This window comes from Sphingomonas sp. BK345 (assembly GCF_014193845.1).
Taxonomy (GTDB): domain Bacteria; phylum Pseudomonadota; class Alphaproteobacteria; order Sphingomonadales; family Sphingomonadaceae; genus Sphingomonas.
Genome location: NZ_JACHZX010000001.1, coordinates 739,426 through 754,397, shown reverse-complemented (window position 1 = coordinate 754,397; position 14,972 = coordinate 739,426). Strand labels below are relative to the sequence as shown.

The following is a 14,972-nucleotide window of genomic DNA, read 5'->3' as shown; positions in this document are numbered from 1 at the left end:
TCAGACCGGCATGCTCATGATGTCCTTGTAGGCGGACAGGATCTTGTTGCGGACCTGCAGCGTCGCCTCGAAGCCGACCGAGGCCTCCTGGCGCGCCAGCATGACCTTGGCGATGTCGACGGTCTCGCCGCGCTCGTAGGACTCGCTCAGCGCCGAGGCCTTCTGCTGGCCGTCGTTCACCTTGGCGAGCGCGGTCTGCATCGTGTCGGCGAAGCTGGTCGCGTTGGCCGAGGCGCTCTGCGGCGCGGCGGCCGGGGCGGCGGCACCGGCGCGGCTCAGCGCGGCGTTGCGCTCGAGGATCTGCGCGCGCAGCGCCATGACGCGGTCGATGCCGCCGACGCCTCCCACCGCGCTCATGCCGAGATCGCCCGCTGCGTGCCGGACGCGAGATCGTCACCCTGCTCGCGCGCCTTGGCGAGACGGTAGCGCAACGTCCGCTCGGAGATGCCGAGCCGCTTGGCGGTCTCGATCCGGCTGCCGCCGCACGCCGCCAGCGTCTCGCGGATCGCGGCGAACTCGGAGAGCTGGACCACCTGGCCCAGCGTGGCGTCGTCGACCGGCTGCGCGACGGGCGCGAGGCGCGGCGCGCTCGGGCGGTCGAACACGATGTGCGCCGCCTCGATCGTGTCGCCGCCGCAGAACAGCAGCGCGCGCTGGATCACGTTCTCGAGCTCGCGGACGTTGCCGGGCCAGTCGTGCGCGACCAGCGTCGCGATCGCCTCGTCGCTCGGCCACGGCACCACCGGACGGTTGCCGGCGTGGCGCAGGATCATCGTCGCGGCGAGCGCGGGGATGTCCTGCGCGCGCTCGGCCAGCGCCTTGGTGGTGAGCGGGAAGACCGACAGGCGGTAGTAGAGGTCGGCGCGGAAGCGGCCCGCCGCCACCTCCTCCTGGAGGTCGCGGTTGGCGCAGGCGATGACGCGCACGTCGACCGGCTGCGGCATGGTCGCGCCGATCGGCACCACCTCGCGCTCCTGCAGCACGCGCAGCAGCTTGGCCTGGAGGTTGAGCGGCATCTCGGCGACCTCGTCGAGCAGCAAAGTCCCGCCGTTGGCGGCGCGGAAGAAGCCGTCGCCGCCCGAGGAGGCGCCGGTGAAGCTGCCCTTCTGGTGGCCGAACAGCATCGCCTCGAGCATGGTCTCGGGAAGCGCGGCGCAGTTGATCGCGATGAACGGGCCGTCGCGCCGCTCCGACTGGAGGTGGATGGTGCGCGCCAGCACTTCCTTGCCGGTCCCGGTCGGGCCGTTGATCAGCACGGTGATGTCGGCCTGGGCGACGCGCTCGGCCAGCGCCAGCAGCGCGAGCGACTCGGGGTCGGCGGCGGTCGGCAGCTCGGGGCCGCCGATCAGCGCGCGGGCGAAGGCGTTGCCGACGGTGGCGTCCTCGTGGCCGTAGGCGATGCGCGCGGGCTGACCGTCGCGGAACGGGAGCACCTCGCGCTGGCCGCTGCCGACGATCAGCGTGCGCGCCGGCGCCGGGATCGGCTCGCCGGCGGCGACGAGGTAGCTCACCCCCGCCTGCGGCCGGGCGGCGGCGGGCTGGATGGCGAAGCCCTGCGCGCGCAGCGAGGACACGAGCGTCAGGTGCTCGCGCTCCACACTGGCTGACGGCATGATCGAACGCATCGGAAATATCCCTCGAATCTCGAAGGCTTGAATGCGCCGCCAGTGGTTAACGCGGAGTATAATTGCCGGCGACCGGCAGGTTTTTTCCGGGGGCGCGAGCGTCCGCGTCACGCGCGCGCGTACGTAGGGGAGGGGCTCGGGGCAGGGTCGGGGCCTCGCCGGTGCGGGTCAAAGAATTTCGCTAAAGCTCCGTCGGGCACGGTCGTTTGAGGCGGTGACGGCGCGGCCACCTGCTCATTCGGGGGCGGCGGGACGGGCCGAGCAGACGGAGATTTTGCCATGACCGTGATCAACTCGAACACCTCGGCGCTGCGCGCCACCACCGCCTCGAACAGCGCCAACAAGGCCCTGTCGGTCTCGATGGAGCGCCTGTCGACCGGCAAGCGCATCAACTCGGCGAAGGACGACGCCGCCGGTCTGGCGATCAGCAACTCGATGACGTCGCAGATCCGCGGCATGAGCCAGGGCATCCGCAACTCGAACGACGGCATCTCGATGGCGCAGACCGCGGAAGGCGCGCTGGGCGAGGTCTCGAACATGCTGCAGCGCATGCGCGAGCTGACCGTCCAGGCCGCCAACGGCACCTATTCGTCGACCGACACCGACTCGATCCGCTCGGAGCAGTCGGCGCTGAAGGCGCAGATCAGCTCGATCGTCACCACCACGGCGTTCAACGGCAAGAAGCTGTTCGACGCGGCGGCAGCGACCGGCTTCGACATTCAGACCGGCGCGAACAGCGGCGACACCGTGAAGCTGCAGTCGGTCAACTTCGGCGACGCCGCGTCCAAGCTGAACATCGTCACCACCAAGACGTTCGCCGACGCCTCCACCAGCGCCTCGCTCGACGACTATGATGCGGCGATCGCCGAGGTGTCGGGTGCGCGCGCCTCGCTGGGTTCGGCGCAGAACCGGCTCGAGTCGGCGGTGAACAACGCGACGGCGAACGTCACCAACCTCACCGACGCGCGCAGCCGCATCGAGGACGCCGACTTCTCGACCGAGACCACCGCGCTCGCCAAGTCGCAGATCCTCAACCAGGCCTCCACCGCGATGCTGGCGCAGGCCAACCAGTCGCAGCAGGGCGTGATGAAGCTGCTCGGCTAATCGCCGACGCCCGCCGCCGGCCCCTCGCCCCCGAACAAGGCGGGGCCGGCGCCGGAGTGAGATGAGTGGAGATACGGAACCCCCGTCAGCGATGCTGGCGGGGGTTTCGCGTTTTGAACTCGGTCGCGAGCTAAGCGGAAAGGTAGATCCTCCCCGCATGGCGGGGAGGGGGACCGCCGCGCGCAGCGCGGTGGTGGAGGGGAGCTTCCGCATACGGGCCGGTGCGTGTGCGGAGAACCCCCTCCACCACTCGCCTCCGGCGAGCGGTCCCCCTCCCCGTGCCGGGGAGGATTTATGGGTACCGCCTCGAAAACGCTAAATCTCCCGCCGGATCGGTCGTTTGTAGGGGAGACGGCACGGCCACCTGCGTATTCGGGGGCGGCGAGCGGGCCGGGCAGATGGAGATAGTCCCATGACCGTGATCAACTCGAACACCTCGGCGCTGCGCGCCACCGCCGCCTCGAACAGCGCCAACAAGGCGTTGTCGGTCTCGATGGAGCGCCTGTCGACCGGCAAGCGCATCAACTCGGCCAAGGACGACGCCGCCGGTCTGGCGATCAGCAACTCGATGACGTCGCAGATCCGCGGCATGAGCCAGGGCATCCGCAACGCCAACGACGGCATCTCGATGGCGCAGACCGCGGAAGGCGCGCTGGGCGAGGTCTCGAACATGCTGCAGCGCATGCGCGAGCTGACCGTGCAGGCGAGCAACGGCACCTATGCCGCGGCCGACGTCTCGTCGATCCGCGCCGAGCAGTTGGCGCTCAAGGACCAGATCAGCTCGATCGTCACCACCACCGCGTTCAACGGCAAGAAGCTGTTCGACTCGACCGCGGCGACCGGCTTCGACATCCAGACCGGCGCGAACTCGGGCGACAAGGTCACGCTGAAGTCGGTCGACTTCACCGCCGCGGGTGGCCTGAAGACGGTGACCGACCTGAGCTTCGCCGACGCCACCGCCGCCAACAACGCGACGCTGGACCAGTATGACACCGCGATCGCGCAGGTCTCGAGCGCGCGCGCCTCGCTGGGTTCGGCGCAGAACCGGCTCGAGTCGGCGGTGAACAACGCGACGGCGAACGTCACCAATCTCACCGACGCGCGCAGCCGCATCGAGGACGCCGACTTCTCGACCGAGACCACCGCGCTGGCGAAGTCGCAGATCCTCAACCAGGCCTCCACCGCGATGCTGGCGCAGGCCAACCAGTCGCAGCAGGGCGTGATGAAGCTGCTCGGCTAATCGCCGACGCCCGTCGCCGGCCCCTCGCCCCCGAACATGGCGGGGCCGGCGCCGGGATGAGCTCAGTGGACCGCGGGACCCCCGTCAGCGTGGCTGGCGGGGGTTCTCGTTGGTGGAGAGCACGCGACGGGAAAAATCCTCTCCGCTCGCGGGGAGGGGGACCACCGGCCGAAGGCCGGTGGTGGAGGGGGTTCCCCACGCAGCGCACCGCTTGCGGAAGCCCCCCTCCACCATGCTGCGCATGGTCCCCCTCCCCGCGAGCGGGGAGGATCTTAGGTGGCTCAAACGGGCTGGCGCCCCCTCACTCCCCGCCCTGGACGGTGAAGTCGTCGGGATTGTCCTCCGGCTCGCCTTCCGGGAGCTGGTCGACGCTCGGGTCGGCGGGGGCGTCGCGGTCGCGCTCGGGCTCAAGAAGCGGGGCGGCGGCGGGGTCGGGCTGGCGTGGGTCGGTCATGGGCGGCTCCTCTCGGGCATGATCGCGGGGCAACGCCCGCGCCCACGCCCGGATCCCGCCGCGATCCCGCCTCAGCCGCGCGTCATCGCCTTCTTCAGCCGCGCGTGCGCGCTCGACTTGATCTGGCACACGCGCGCGGCGCCGACGCCGAGCACCTGGCCGATCTCCTCGAGGTTGAGCTCCTCGACGTGGTAAAGCTGGATCACCATCTGCTCGCGCTCGGGCAGCGAGGCGATCGCGGCGATCAGCCGGTCGCGCGTCTGCGCCTCGGACAGCTGCTCGAAGGCGTCGGGCGTGTCGCTGGCGAACCACGGCTGGTCGTCGGCATAGACCTCGTCGATCGACTCGTAACGCACCGCCTCGGCGGCGGCATAGTCGGTGCGCAGCTTCTCCGGCGTCACCTCCAGCTTGGCGGCGACCTCGCGGTCGGTCGGCGCGCGGCCATATTCGTGGCTCAGCTGGTTGACCGCGCGGGCATACTCGCGCTTGCGGCGGATCGCGCCGCGCGTCATCGCGGCGTGGCGGCGCAGCTCGTCGATCATCGCGCCGCGCAGCCGCGTCACGAGATATTGCTTGAGCGTCACCTGGCCGCGGTCCTCGAAGGCGGCAACCGCCTCGACCAGCGCGACCAGCCCGACCTGGACCAGGTCCTCCACCTCGATCGCGGTCGAGACCGAGCCGTGGACGTGCCACGCCAGCCGGCGGACGAGCGGCAGGTGCTGCTGCACCAGCGCGTTCTCGTCGCGCTTGCGCGGACGCGAGTAGGTCAGCGGCGCGGTCATCGCGGCGGGCGCCGAGGAAGAGGCCGGGGCGATCGCGGGCTGGGCAGCGGCGAAGGCGCCGCGCATCGGCTCGGCGCTCATGCCGCCAGCGCCTGCGGCTGGTGCTGGCCGCCGATGATCGCGACGACCTCGACGGCCTTGTCCTCGGGCACTTCGAAGAAGCTCATGACAGGGGTATCCGGAAGAACGGTGCGGATGAGTTTGCGGACGGCGACGCGGATCGCGGGCTGCACGACGAGCGCGAACGGCTTGGCCTCGGCCATCAGCGGCTGCGCCGCATCCTGGAGCGCGTCGACGATGCGGCGGCCGAGCTCGGGCTCGATCACCTGGCGGCTGGGATCGCTGCGCAGCCCCTGGCCGAGCAATTGCTCCAGCCCGCCCTCGAGCGTCATGACGCGCAGCGGCTCGCGCACGCCGGCCAGCTTGGCGATGATCAGCGGGCCCAGCTCGGGGCGGATCAGCTCGATCAGCTCGACCGGATCGTGCGTCTTCTGCGCGGCCATCGAGATCGCGGCGGCGATGCGGCGGAACTCGCGCAGCTGGATGCCCTCGGACAGCAGCCCCTTGAGCACCGCCACCAGGGCGGTCTGCGGCAGTGGCGCCAGCGCGGCGACCAGCTGCGGCGCGCGCTCCTTGAGCCCGTCGAGCAGCGACTGCACCTCGTCCGCGCCGAGCAGGTCGGCGGCGTTGGCGCCGAGCGCGTGGTTGAGATGCGTCGCCATCACCGTGCCGGCGTCGACCACGAGATAGCCCTGACCGGTCGCGGCATCGGCGTCGCCCGGCGAGATCCAGGTGGCGTCGAGCCCGAAGGTCGGGTCCTTGGCCTTCTTGCCGATCAGCTCGCCGAAGCCCTGGCCGGTGTCGAGCGCGAGCATCTCGTCGGGCGAGACCTGGTCCTCGCCGACGCACACGCCGCCGAGCATCACGCGATAGGTGTAGGGTGCGAGGTTGATGTCGTCGCGCACGCGCACCTGCGGCACCACGAAGCCCAGCTCCTTGCTCAGCTGGCGGCGCACGCCGGTGAGGCGGCTCATCAGCGGCGCGCCGCGGCGCTCGTCCACCAGCGGCACCAGGCCGTAGCCGACGTCGAGGTTGACCATCATCGCCTCGGTCACCTCGTCCCAGCCGATCTTCGACGGATCGGGCTGCTCGACCTGAACCGGAGCCTCGACGATCTGCGGGCGCTTGGCGTTCTGGTGGAGCTTCCACGCGGCGAAGCCGGCGGTGGCGGCGAGCGGCAGGATGACGAAGTGCGGCATGCCGGGCAGCAGCCCGAGCAAGGTCAGGATCACCGCCACCGGCGCCCAGGTGCGCGCCGAGCCGAACTGGCCGCCGATCTGGCCGGCGAGGTCCTTGTCCGAGCTGACGCGGGTGACGATCGAGGCGGCGGCGATCGAGAGCAGCAGCGCGGGCACCTGCGCCACCAGCGCGTCGCCGATCGCCAGCATGGTGTAGCTCTGCGCCGCCTTGGCGATGGTCAGCCCGTGGCTGACCGGGCCGAGGATCAGACCGCCGACGATATTGGCGGCGAGGATCAGCAGGCCGGCGACCGCGTCACCCTTCACGAACTTGGACGAACCGTCCATCGAGCCGTAGAAGTCGGCCTCGGTGGCGACCTCGACGCGGCGCTTCTTGGCGTCGTCGGGGGTGATCAGGCCCGCGTTGAGGTCGGCGTCGATCGCCATCTGCTTGCCGGGCAGCGCGTCGAGCGTGAAGCGCGCCGACACCTCGGAGACGCGGCCGGCGCCCTTGGTGACCACGATCAGGTTGATGATGACGATGATCGCGAAGACGAACAGGCCGACGACATAGTCGCCGCCGATCACGAACGAGCCGAACGCCTCGATCACATGCCCCGCCGCGGCCGAGCCGGTGTGGCCGTGAACCAGCACGATGCGCGTCGAGGCGACGTTGAGGCCGAGCCGGAACAGCGTCGCGAACAGCAGCACCGTCGGGAAGGACGAGAAGTCGAGCGGCTTCTCGGCGTTGAGCGCCACCATCAGCACCGCGAGGCTGATCGTGATGTTCATGATGAAGAACACGTCCAGCATGAAGGCCGGGATCGGCACCACCATGAGAACGACGAGCAGCAGGATCGCGAAGGGCAGCGCGGCCTGGCGCGCGTGGCTGAGCAGCTTCATCGGATCAGTTCCCCATCCGTGCGAGCATCATGTAGGCGAGCCGCGCGTTGGCGGGGGTCGGCCGGAGCAGGCTGGCCTGCTGCGCCTGGCTGCCCTTGATCTGGCCGAGCGTCGATTTGGCCCAGGCGAGCGCGTCGGTCGCGCTCTCGCCCGCGCCGGTGACGACGGTGTTCTCGTCGCCCATCGCCAGCGCCTGCGCGGCGAACTGCAGCCGGTCGGACGGCGAGGCCGCGCCGACCGGGGCGGCGCCGTCGCCCAGCTTGCCGGCGAAGCGCTGGTACACCTCGCCGAGCGAGCGTGCGGAGCCGTCGCTGTCGAAGAAGACGCCGCGATTGGCGCGCGCGGCGGCGGGGAAGAGCGAGGCGGCGCTGCGCTCGGGGTTGTTCTGCATCGCCGAGAGGAAGGTGCGCGCGCCGCCCAGCCCGAGGAAGTGCGCCATATAGAGGTCGGTGCCGGTCGCCGTGCGGCCGGTCGACGCCTCGATCGCGTCCTTGTTGTCGCTGGCATGCTCGGCCGCCATCAGCGAGGCGACCTCGGGATCGTTGCGCAGCCCCAGCACCGCGGCGCGGTTGCCGCCGCTGACGGTGAAGCGCCCGCCCGACTGCTGGATGCTGTCCGCCGCCCAGCCCAGGCCATGCTCGCTGCCGTGCTTCTTCACCACCGCGAGCCAGCTCTGCTCGACGAACTGGTACAGGCCCGAGGCGGAGGAGGTGCTGGCGCGCGCGCTGGCGTTGAGCCCGCTCTCGATCTTGGCCTGGCCAAGGAGATAGTTGAAGTCGACGCCGGTGCGCTGCGCCGCGCGCTGGATCGCGGAGGTAACGCGGCCGGTGGCCGGGGTGAGCGCGGAGACGGTCATGCCCTGCGTGAAGCAAGAGGCGTGCCAGATGGAGCGTCGCAGGGCCGCAGGGTATCAACGATCCCCCCTGCAAGGGGAGGTGGCAGCGCGTCAGCGCTGACGGAGGGGTGTCGCGGCCGGTTAGGTCGCGGTCCCTCACCGCCGGGGACACCCCTCCGTCAGGCCTGCGGCCTGCCACCTCCCCTTGCAGGGGGGGATCGAAGCGCAGTCGGGTCCTTCCCCCTTACGCGTAAGCCAAGCCCGCGCGGCCGTAGGCGCCGCCGCCCTGGCCGGAAAGAAGTTGCAGGCGGCGGCGGACATTTGCCGCCATCAGGTTGACGTAGATGCGGCAGGTGTCGTTGAGCCGGTCGGCCTCCTCGACCAGCCCGCGCAGCTCGGCATCGGCCGGGCCGTCGCCGAGCGACCGGAGCGTCTCGATCGCGCGCAGCTTGTTGCCGGTGGCGCGCTCCAGCCCGGCCATGTCGTTGGCCTTCAACGCCGCGATCTCGGCGTGGAGCATGTCGATCACGCGCACCAGCGCGTCACGCCTGTTCATTGGCCATCCAGTCGAAACGAAGTGCGATGAACTGGTCCGCGATGGTCGCGGGCGAGAGCGGGAAGGTGCCGTTGGCGATCGCGGTCTTGATCTGCTGCACGCGATCCCCGTCGACCGGCGGCTCCGCCGCGAGCGACTTGGCGAGCGTCTGCGGCGCCACGGTCGCGGTCGTCGCGCTGCTGGCGACCGGGGCGGCGGCCGGCATCGGCGCGCTGACGCGCGTCACGCCGGCGACCCGCAGGTCGTTCGCCTTGATCGTCGATGTTCCTACCGCTTCCACCATCTCTGCACCTGTCGGTCCCCGTGGACATCGGGAAAAACGACAGGCTGTGGCGCGACTTTAGCACTTTTTTATCGCCGCTCATTCGGGCCAGCCGGGCAGCGTCGCGCGCCCCGCCTCGACCGCCACCGCCTGCACCGGGCGGGGCGCGTCGTCCACCTTGATCATCACGCGCGCGCCGGGGGCGGCGTCGGCGATCGCGACGCCCTCGCGCGTGATCGCGAAGCCGTCGCTGCCCGCCTCGATCGTCACCGCGTCACCGCGGCGGATCACCGGGTCCGCGCGTACCGGCATCGCGGCGGCCGCGGCGGTACGCGGCGCCACCGCACCGGCGGCACGTGGCGGCGCGATCACGGGGACGAACAGCCGCCACGACGGGCCGGCGCAGGCGATCACTACGGCGTCATGCGCCTCGGTGCGCCACGACATCGCCACCATCGGGCAGGCGGCGAGCCGCAGCCGCGCGTCGACCGGGGCGCGCGCGCCGCCCTCGCTGCCGATCGGGCGCGCGGTGAAGGCGGCGACGGCGCGGTCGAGCGCTTCGGTGTCCTGGAAGCCGGCGCCGGTGGCGGCGGCGGCGAGAAGAAGGGCGGCGATCATGGCTTTTTCCCTTGTTCGCCCGCGAACGCGAGCGTGACGAGTACCTGGCGGCGGCCGGGGCGCACCGCGGTGGCGAGGCCGAGCCGCGCGTCGGGCACGCCCGCGGTGGCCAGCGCCGCGGCAACCGCGCGCGCGCGATCGGCGGCGAGGAGGGTGGCGCTGCGCGAGCGCGGGTCGACGTCCGCGGCGGTGCCGTCGGTCGCGCCGGTGACGGTGAGGCTCACGCGCGGGTCGCGCAGCTCGGCACGCGCCCAGGCGGCGAGCGCGGCGGGCGTGCCGGGGGGCGTCGCGCTGCCCGGCGCGAAGCCGCTCACGCCGTAGCTCGCCACCGGCATCGCGGCGGGCGCCTCGGCGCCGAAGCCCTCCGCCAGCCCGGCCGCGAGCGCGCGCGGGTCGAGCTGCTGGTTGGCCTGGAGCAGCACGAAGAAGCCGACGAGCAGCAAGGCGAGATCGGCCAGCGTCATCAGCCACAGCGCGCGCGCGGGCGCCTCGTCGGCGAGCAGATCGTCGTCGCTCATGCTGCCCGCTCGTGCGAGACGATGTCGGCGTCCTCGGCCGCGTCGCCCGCGACGGCGACGGGCTCGGGCGCGGGGTGGAGCCGCGCGCCGGCGCGCACGCGCGGCGCCTCGCGCGCGGCGAGCTCGGCCAGCGGAGCGACGAGGCGCGCGCGCTCGAGCGCCTCGGCCCGTGCGGCGGCGCGCAGACGGGTGGCGATCGGCATGGCGACGAGGTTGGCGAGCAGCGCGCCATATAAGGTAGCGAGCAGCGCGACCGCCATCGCCGCGCCGATCGCGCCCGGGTCGCTCATCCGCGTGAACATCGCGACCAGCCCGACCAAGGTGCCGACCATGCCGAGCGCCGGCGCGGCCTCGGCGACGCCGGTCCAGCAGTCGGTGACGAGGCGGTGGCGCTCGATGCGGGCGCGCCGCGCGGTATCGAGCGCGGCGACCACCGCGTCCGGCTGCGCGCCGTCGACGATCAGTGCCACCGCGGCGGCGACGTCGCCGTCGTGGATCACGCTGCGGTCGAGCGCGTGGACGCCGTGACGCGCGGCGATGCGGCTGAGCGCGGCGATCTGGTCGAGCCGTGTGTCGGCGCGGAAGCGGCGGCGCGGCAGCACGCGCAGCGCGAGCAAAGCGCGGCCGAGGTCGCGCGCGGGAGTTCGAAGCGCCGCGGCGAGCGCGGTGCCGCCGAATACGATCGCGAGCGCGGCGGGGTCGAGGAACATGCCGGGAGTCATGCCCGCGTCGTTGCAAGGGGCGGGCCAGTTCGGTGCGCGATCGTGAGGAGGTCGGCGCTTCATCCTCTACCGCTCCGGCGCACGCCGGGGGCCAGGTGGGAAGGCGGCAGTGGCGCTCACCCCCTCCACTAGCGTCATCCTGAGACGAGTTCAGCATGAAGGAAGGAGGGGGGAGTGAGGAGAGCCCCACTCCGCTCGTGCCCCGGCGGAGGCCGGGGGCCAGTTGCGCGGACCTGCGTGGGTCTCACCACCGCCTTCCCACCTGGGCTCCGGCCTTCGCCGAGCACGGTAGCGTTCGCGGTCCTGCGAGCTCCTGGCCACCGGTCCAGCAGCTATCCGGCGACCACCCGTCAGCGCCGTTTGCCGGCAAACCGCGCCGGCAACCGGCAAGCCCTTGCCGCTCCGCACCCCCCGGCCCCCGATCCGCCCCGCACGAAGCAATTGGCACGCGGCTTGCTGACATTCCCGCGAAGGCGACGGGCGATCCCCGTCTCGCATGGAGGTTCGGCCAGTGGCTGAGAGTTTGTTCGGAGTTCACGGAGCAGCCCTGGAGGTGCGCAGCCAGCGCATGGGCGTGCTCGCGTCGAACATCGCCAACGCGTCCACGCCCAATTTCAAGGCCCGCGACATCGACTTCCAGGCCGCGCTCGGTGCGGTCGAGCAGCGCGGCGCGGACGGTGTCGGCGACGCGCTGAAGTATCGCGTGCCGACCCAGCCCTCGATGGACGGCAATACGGTGGAGCTCTCCACCGAGCAGACCGCCTTCGCCGAGAACGCGGTCCAGTATCAGACGACGCTCTCGTTCCTCAACGGGCGCATCGGCCAGATCACGCGCGCGCTGAAGGGGGAGTAAGACGATGTCCGGCTCCCCGCTCACCATCTTCCAGGTCGCCGGCCGCGCGATGTCGGCGCAGCTGACCCGGATGAACACCACCGCCTCCAACCTCGCCAACGCGGGCGGCGTCGCGGGCTCGGAGGAGGCCGCCTACAAGACGATGAAGCCGGTGTTCCGCACCAGCTTCGACGCGGCCAGCGGGCTCTCCACCACCGACGTGCAGCAGATCGTCACCGCCGGCGAGGCGCCGACCAAGCGCTACGATCCCGGCAGCCCGATGGCGAACAAGGACGGCTACGTCTTCGACGCCGCGGTCGATGAGTCGCGCGAGCTGGTCGACATGATGGAGACCGCGCGCACCTACCAGAACAACGTCGAGGTCATGCAGACCGCCAAGACGCTGATCCTCGACACCCTCAAGATGGGCCGCTGATCATGACCAGCATCACCGCCAACACCTCCGCCACCGACAAGGCCACGCAGGACGCGATCTTCGCCTCGGCCGGCGTGGCGCGCTCGAACACCACCACCGCCGCGGGCGTCAGCGCCACCACCGGCAAGTCGACGCTGGGTCAGAAGGACTTCATCGCGCTGATGACCGCACAGCTGGCCTATCAGGACCCGTTCAACCCGGTCGACAACACGCAGATGGTCGCGCAGATGGCGCAATTCTCGTCGGTCGCGGGCATCAGCGAGATGAACCAGACGCTGTCGGGCATCAGCGGGCGGCTCAACTCCACCACTGCCACCGACGCGATGGGCTATGTCGGCCGCACCGTGCTGACCGCTGGCACGACCGCCTATGAGCGCACCTCGGGCGGGATCGCCGGCGCTGTCGAGCTGGCCGGCGACGCGACCGACGTCGACGTCTCGATCGCCGACAAGGACGGCCGAGTCGTCAAGAACATCCAGCTCGGCGCCCAGGCGGCGGGCGAGGCCAGCTACAGCTGGGACGGCAAGGACGACGCCGGCAACAAGATCGAGAACGGTCCCTACACCGTCTCTGTCGAGGCGGCGAAGGGCTCGGCCCTGGTCGACGCCACCTCGCTCGTCTGGGCGCCGGTGGAATCCGCCAGCCTGCCCGCCGGCGGCGCGCCCGTCCTCAACGTCACCGGGCTCGGCACGGTCGACCCGTCCGCGGTCCGCAAGGTCGCCTAACCCCTTCTTTCCCTCGTCCCGCTTTCCCCAGGAGCACGCACCATGTCCTTCTTCACCTCGCTCTCCGGTCTCCAGGCCATGCAGACCGACATGTCGGTCATCAGCCACAACCTCGCCAACGTCTCCACCAACGGTTTCAAGAAGAGCCGCACCGCCTTCGCCGACGTGATCTCGTCGAACGTGTCGACCGACCCGCGCAAGATGGTCGGTTCGGGCGTGTCGGTGAAGGGCACGGTGCAGCAGTTCAGCGACGGCTCGTCGAACCAGACCAAGAGCGCGCTCGACATGCAGATCCTGGGCGAGGGCTTCTTCGTGGTGAAGTCGACCGGCCTGTCGGACCAGGTCAACTATACCCGCACCGGCGCCTTCACCGTGGACGAGAGCCGCAACGTGATCGACGCGCAGGGCAGCTACCTGATGGTCTACCCCGTCGACAACGACGGCAACGTCACGGCGACCGGCGACAAGTCGCTGACCAACCTGCAGATCCAGCCGACCAGCGGCACCCCGAAGATGACCAACAACGTCGCCACCAAGGTGCAGATCCCGTCCACCGCGACGGTGAAGGACCCGGCCGCGTTCAAGCGCACCGACACGACGACGTACAACAACTCGGTCGCCACGCGCATCTACGACGCCAACGGCAACCCGATGACGATGACGAGCTATTACGTCCGCACCAAGGAGGGCGAGCCCGCCGCGACGCCGCCGAACACCGGCACGTGGCAGGTCTTCACCTACGTCGGCGACCAGATGCTGACGCCGCAGGGCCAGACCTCGGCCGGCCCGATCACCCAGGTGTACGACACCAAGGGCGCGCTGACGGGCGCGCAGACGATCCAGTTCGAGGATTTCATCCCCGCCTCGGGCGCCGCGGCGCAGGGCATCTCGCTCGACCTCACCGGCTCGACCCAGACCGCGGCGGCGGCGGCGGTGAGCGCACGCACGCAGGACGGCGTCGCGGTCGGCCAGCTGGTCGGCATCACCGTCGACGACGCGGGCATCATCAAGGCGAGCTACTCGAACTCGGACATCGTGCCGCTGGGCAAGGTGGCGATCGCCAAGTTCTCGGCGCCGACCGGGCTGCGCCAGGCCGGCAGCAACTATTGGCAGGCGACCGGCATCTCGGGGAAGGCGACGCTCGGCTTCGCCGCGGCGGAGGGCTTCGGCAGCCTGAAGTCGGGCCAGCTCGAGGGCTCCAACGTCGATATCACCGAAGAGCTTGTTAACCTTATTGCGGCACAGCGCAACTTCCAGGCGAACGCCAAGGCCCTGGATACGGCGACTCAGGTCTCGCAGTCGATCCTCAACATCCGCGCGTAAGCACGGGGGCGGGGTTCTAGGAGAGGATGTAAGTGGACAAGCTGGTCTACACCGCGGCGACGGGCCTGCGCGCGCACATGCAGGCGCAGGCCGCGATCGCCAACAACATGGCGAACGCGTCCACCACCGGCTTCCGCGCCGACCGCGTCTCGTTCGACCGCATCATCCTCTCCGACGGCACGTCGCAGCTGTCGGCGCGCGCGCCCACCTCGGAGGAGGTGCGCGATGCCGACCGCGCGCCGGGCGCGATGCAGCAGACCGGTCGCCCGCTCGACGTCGCGCTGGGCGACCGCGACACCTGGCTCACCGTCCAGGGTGCCGACGGCAGCGAGGCATACAGCCGCCGCGGCGACTTCACCGTCTCCGAATCGGGCACGCTCCAGACCGGCGACGGCTTCCTGGTGATGGGATCGAGCGGCCCGATCACGCTGCCGCCCTATGAGTCGGTGTCGATCGGCTCGGACGGCTCGGTCTCGATCGTGCCGCAGGGCGACAAGAGCGGGCAGCCGCAGGTGATCGACCGGCTCAAGCTGGTCTCCTCGGCCGGGTCCGACACGGTGAAGGGGCTCGACAACCTGCTCCACGTGCGCGGCGGCGGCACGCTGCCCGAGAACCTCGACGGCAAGGTCACCGCGGGCGCGCTCGAGGGATCGAACGTCAACATGACCGAGGCGCTGGTCGACATGATCGAGAACCAGCGCAGCTACGAGCTCCAGGCCAACCTGCTCAAGGAGGCCAAATCCATGGACGAGTCGAGCGCATCGGTGATGCGCCTGCCGGGCTGAGGAAGGATTAGACC

The 14,972-nt window shown here is 70.7% G+C and carries 18 protein-coding genes; 7 read left to right on the top strand and 11 right to left on the bottom strand.

All coding sequences use genetic code 11. The features are described 5' to 3' along the window. On the bottom strand, nt 1–357 hold the full coding sequence (fliE, locus tag FHY03_RS03325; protein ID WP_183921836.1) for a flagellar hook-basal body complex protein FliE: 357 nt from the start codon (nt 355–357) through the stop codon (nt 1–3). Then, complete coding sequence (locus FHY03_RS03320; protein ID WP_183921835.1) at nt 354–1,625, bottom strand: sigma-54-dependent Fis family transcriptional regulator; 1,272 nt, start codon at nt 1,623–1,625, stop codon at nt 354–356. The genes fliE and FHY03_RS03320 overlap by 4 nt, the downstream gene beginning before the upstream one ends. 279 nt (nt 1,626–1,904) lie before the next feature. On the opposite strand from FHY03_RS03320, the gene FHY03_RS03315 reads away from it, so the two are divergent. Both FHY03_RS03315 and FHY03_RS03310 read left to right on the top strand, forming a co-directional pair. Then, on the top strand, nt 1,905–2,729 hold the full coding sequence (locus tag FHY03_RS03315) for a flagellin (RefSeq protein WP_183928715.1): 825 nt from the start codon (nt 1,905–1,907) through the stop codon (nt 2,727–2,729). 412 nt (nt 2,730–3,141) lie between these two features. Then, nucleotides 3,142–3,969, top strand: a complete 828-nt coding sequence (locus tag FHY03_RS03310; protein WP_183921833.1) for a flagellin — start codon at nt 3,142–3,144, stop codon at nt 3,967–3,969. Nucleotides 3,970–4,270: 301 nt separating this feature from the next. Here the strand turns inward: FHY03_RS03310 and FHY03_RS03305 are convergent, their stop codons facing one another. From FHY03_RS03305 to FHY03_RS03265, 9 genes are all read right to left on the bottom strand, one after another. Next, nucleotides 4,271–4,423, bottom strand: coding sequence for a hypothetical protein (locus FHY03_RS03305; RefSeq protein ID WP_183928713.1), 153 nt, complete (start codon nt 4,421–4,423; stop codon nt 4,271–4,273). A gap of 71 nt (nt 4,424–4,494) precedes the next feature. Next, on the bottom strand, nt 4,495–5,286 hold the full coding sequence (locus FHY03_RS03300; protein WP_183921831.1) for a sigma-70 family RNA polymerase sigma factor: 792 nt from the start codon (nt 5,284–5,286) through the stop codon (nt 4,495–4,497). Continuing rightward, nucleotides 5,283–7,346, bottom strand: coding sequence for a flagellar biosynthesis protein FlhA (flhA, locus tag FHY03_RS03295; protein ID WP_183928711.1), 2,064 nt, complete (start codon nt 7,344–7,346; stop codon nt 5,283–5,285). Before flhA ends, FHY03_RS03300 begins: the two co-directional genes overlap by 4 nt. A 4-nt stretch (nt 7,347–7,350) precedes the next feature. Next, a complete protein-coding gene (locus FHY03_RS03290; RefSeq protein WP_183921829.1) occupies nt 7,351–8,202 on the bottom strand; it encodes a lytic transglycosylase domain-containing protein in 852 nt (283 codons plus the stop codon). A gap of 223 nt (nt 8,203–8,425) precedes the next feature. Further along, nucleotides 8,426–8,737, bottom strand: a complete 312-nt coding sequence (locus FHY03_RS03285; RefSeq protein ID WP_183921828.1) for a flagellar protein FlgN — start codon at nt 8,735–8,737, stop codon at nt 8,426–8,428. Continuing rightward, a complete protein-coding gene (gene flgM, locus FHY03_RS03280; RefSeq protein ID WP_183921827.1) occupies nt 8,724–9,020 on the bottom strand; it encodes a flagellar biosynthesis anti-sigma factor FlgM in 297 nt (98 codons plus the stop codon). The genes FHY03_RS03285 and flgM overlap by 14 nt, the downstream gene beginning before the upstream one ends. A 78-nt stretch (nt 9,021–9,098) precedes the next feature. After that, nucleotides 9,099–9,617, bottom strand: coding sequence for a flagella basal body P-ring formation protein FlgA (locus FHY03_RS03275; protein WP_183928708.1), 519 nt, complete (start codon nt 9,615–9,617; stop codon nt 9,099–9,101). After that, the gene (locus tag FHY03_RS03270) at nt 9,614–10,135 is read right to left on the bottom strand and encodes a hypothetical protein (protein ID WP_260158629.1); all 522 of its coding nucleotides are present in this window, start codon (nt 10,133–10,135) and stop codon (nt 9,614–9,616) included. The genes FHY03_RS03275 and FHY03_RS03270 overlap by 4 nt, the downstream gene beginning before the upstream one ends. Continuing rightward, nucleotides 10,132–10,845, bottom strand: coding sequence for a motility protein A (locus FHY03_RS03265; protein ID WP_260158628.1), 714 nt, complete (start codon nt 10,843–10,845; stop codon nt 10,132–10,134). The genes FHY03_RS03270 and FHY03_RS03265 overlap by 4 nt, the downstream gene beginning before the upstream one ends. 508 nt (nt 10,846–11,353) lie before the next feature. Here FHY03_RS03265 and FHY03_RS03260 point away from each other — a divergent pair. The 5 genes from FHY03_RS03260 to FHY03_RS03240 are packed head-to-tail and all read left to right on the top strand — an operon-like array spanning nt 11,354 to nt 14,958. Further along, nucleotides 11,354–11,710: a flagellar basal body protein gene (locus FHY03_RS03260; protein ID WP_132908351.1), complete on the top strand. Its 357-nt coding sequence runs from the start codon at nt 11,354–11,356 to the stop codon at nt 11,708–11,710. A 4-nt stretch (nt 11,711–11,714) separates the two neighbouring features. Continuing rightward, a complete protein-coding gene (gene flgC / locus FHY03_RS03255; RefSeq protein ID WP_132908352.1) occupies nt 11,715–12,125 on the top strand; it encodes a flagellar basal body rod protein FlgC in 411 nt (136 codons plus the stop codon). A 2-nt stretch (nt 12,126–12,127) separates the two neighbouring features. Next, nucleotides 12,128–12,850, top strand: a complete 723-nt coding sequence (locus tag FHY03_RS03250) for a flagellar hook assembly protein FlgD (RefSeq protein WP_183921824.1) — start codon at nt 12,128–12,130, stop codon at nt 12,848–12,850. A gap of 42 nt (nt 12,851–12,892) precedes the next feature. Then, entirely contained in the window at nt 12,893–14,173 is a 1,281-nt protein-coding gene (locus FHY03_RS03245) for a flagellar hook protein FlgE (RefSeq protein ID WP_183921823.1), read from the top strand. Nucleotides 14,174–14,205: 32 nt separating this feature from the next. Then, complete coding sequence (locus FHY03_RS03240) at nt 14,206–14,958, top strand: flagellar basal body rod protein FlgF (RefSeq protein WP_183921822.1); 753 nt, start codon at nt 14,206–14,208, stop codon at nt 14,956–14,958. The last annotated feature ends 14 nt before the right edge of the window (nt 14,959–14,972 follow it).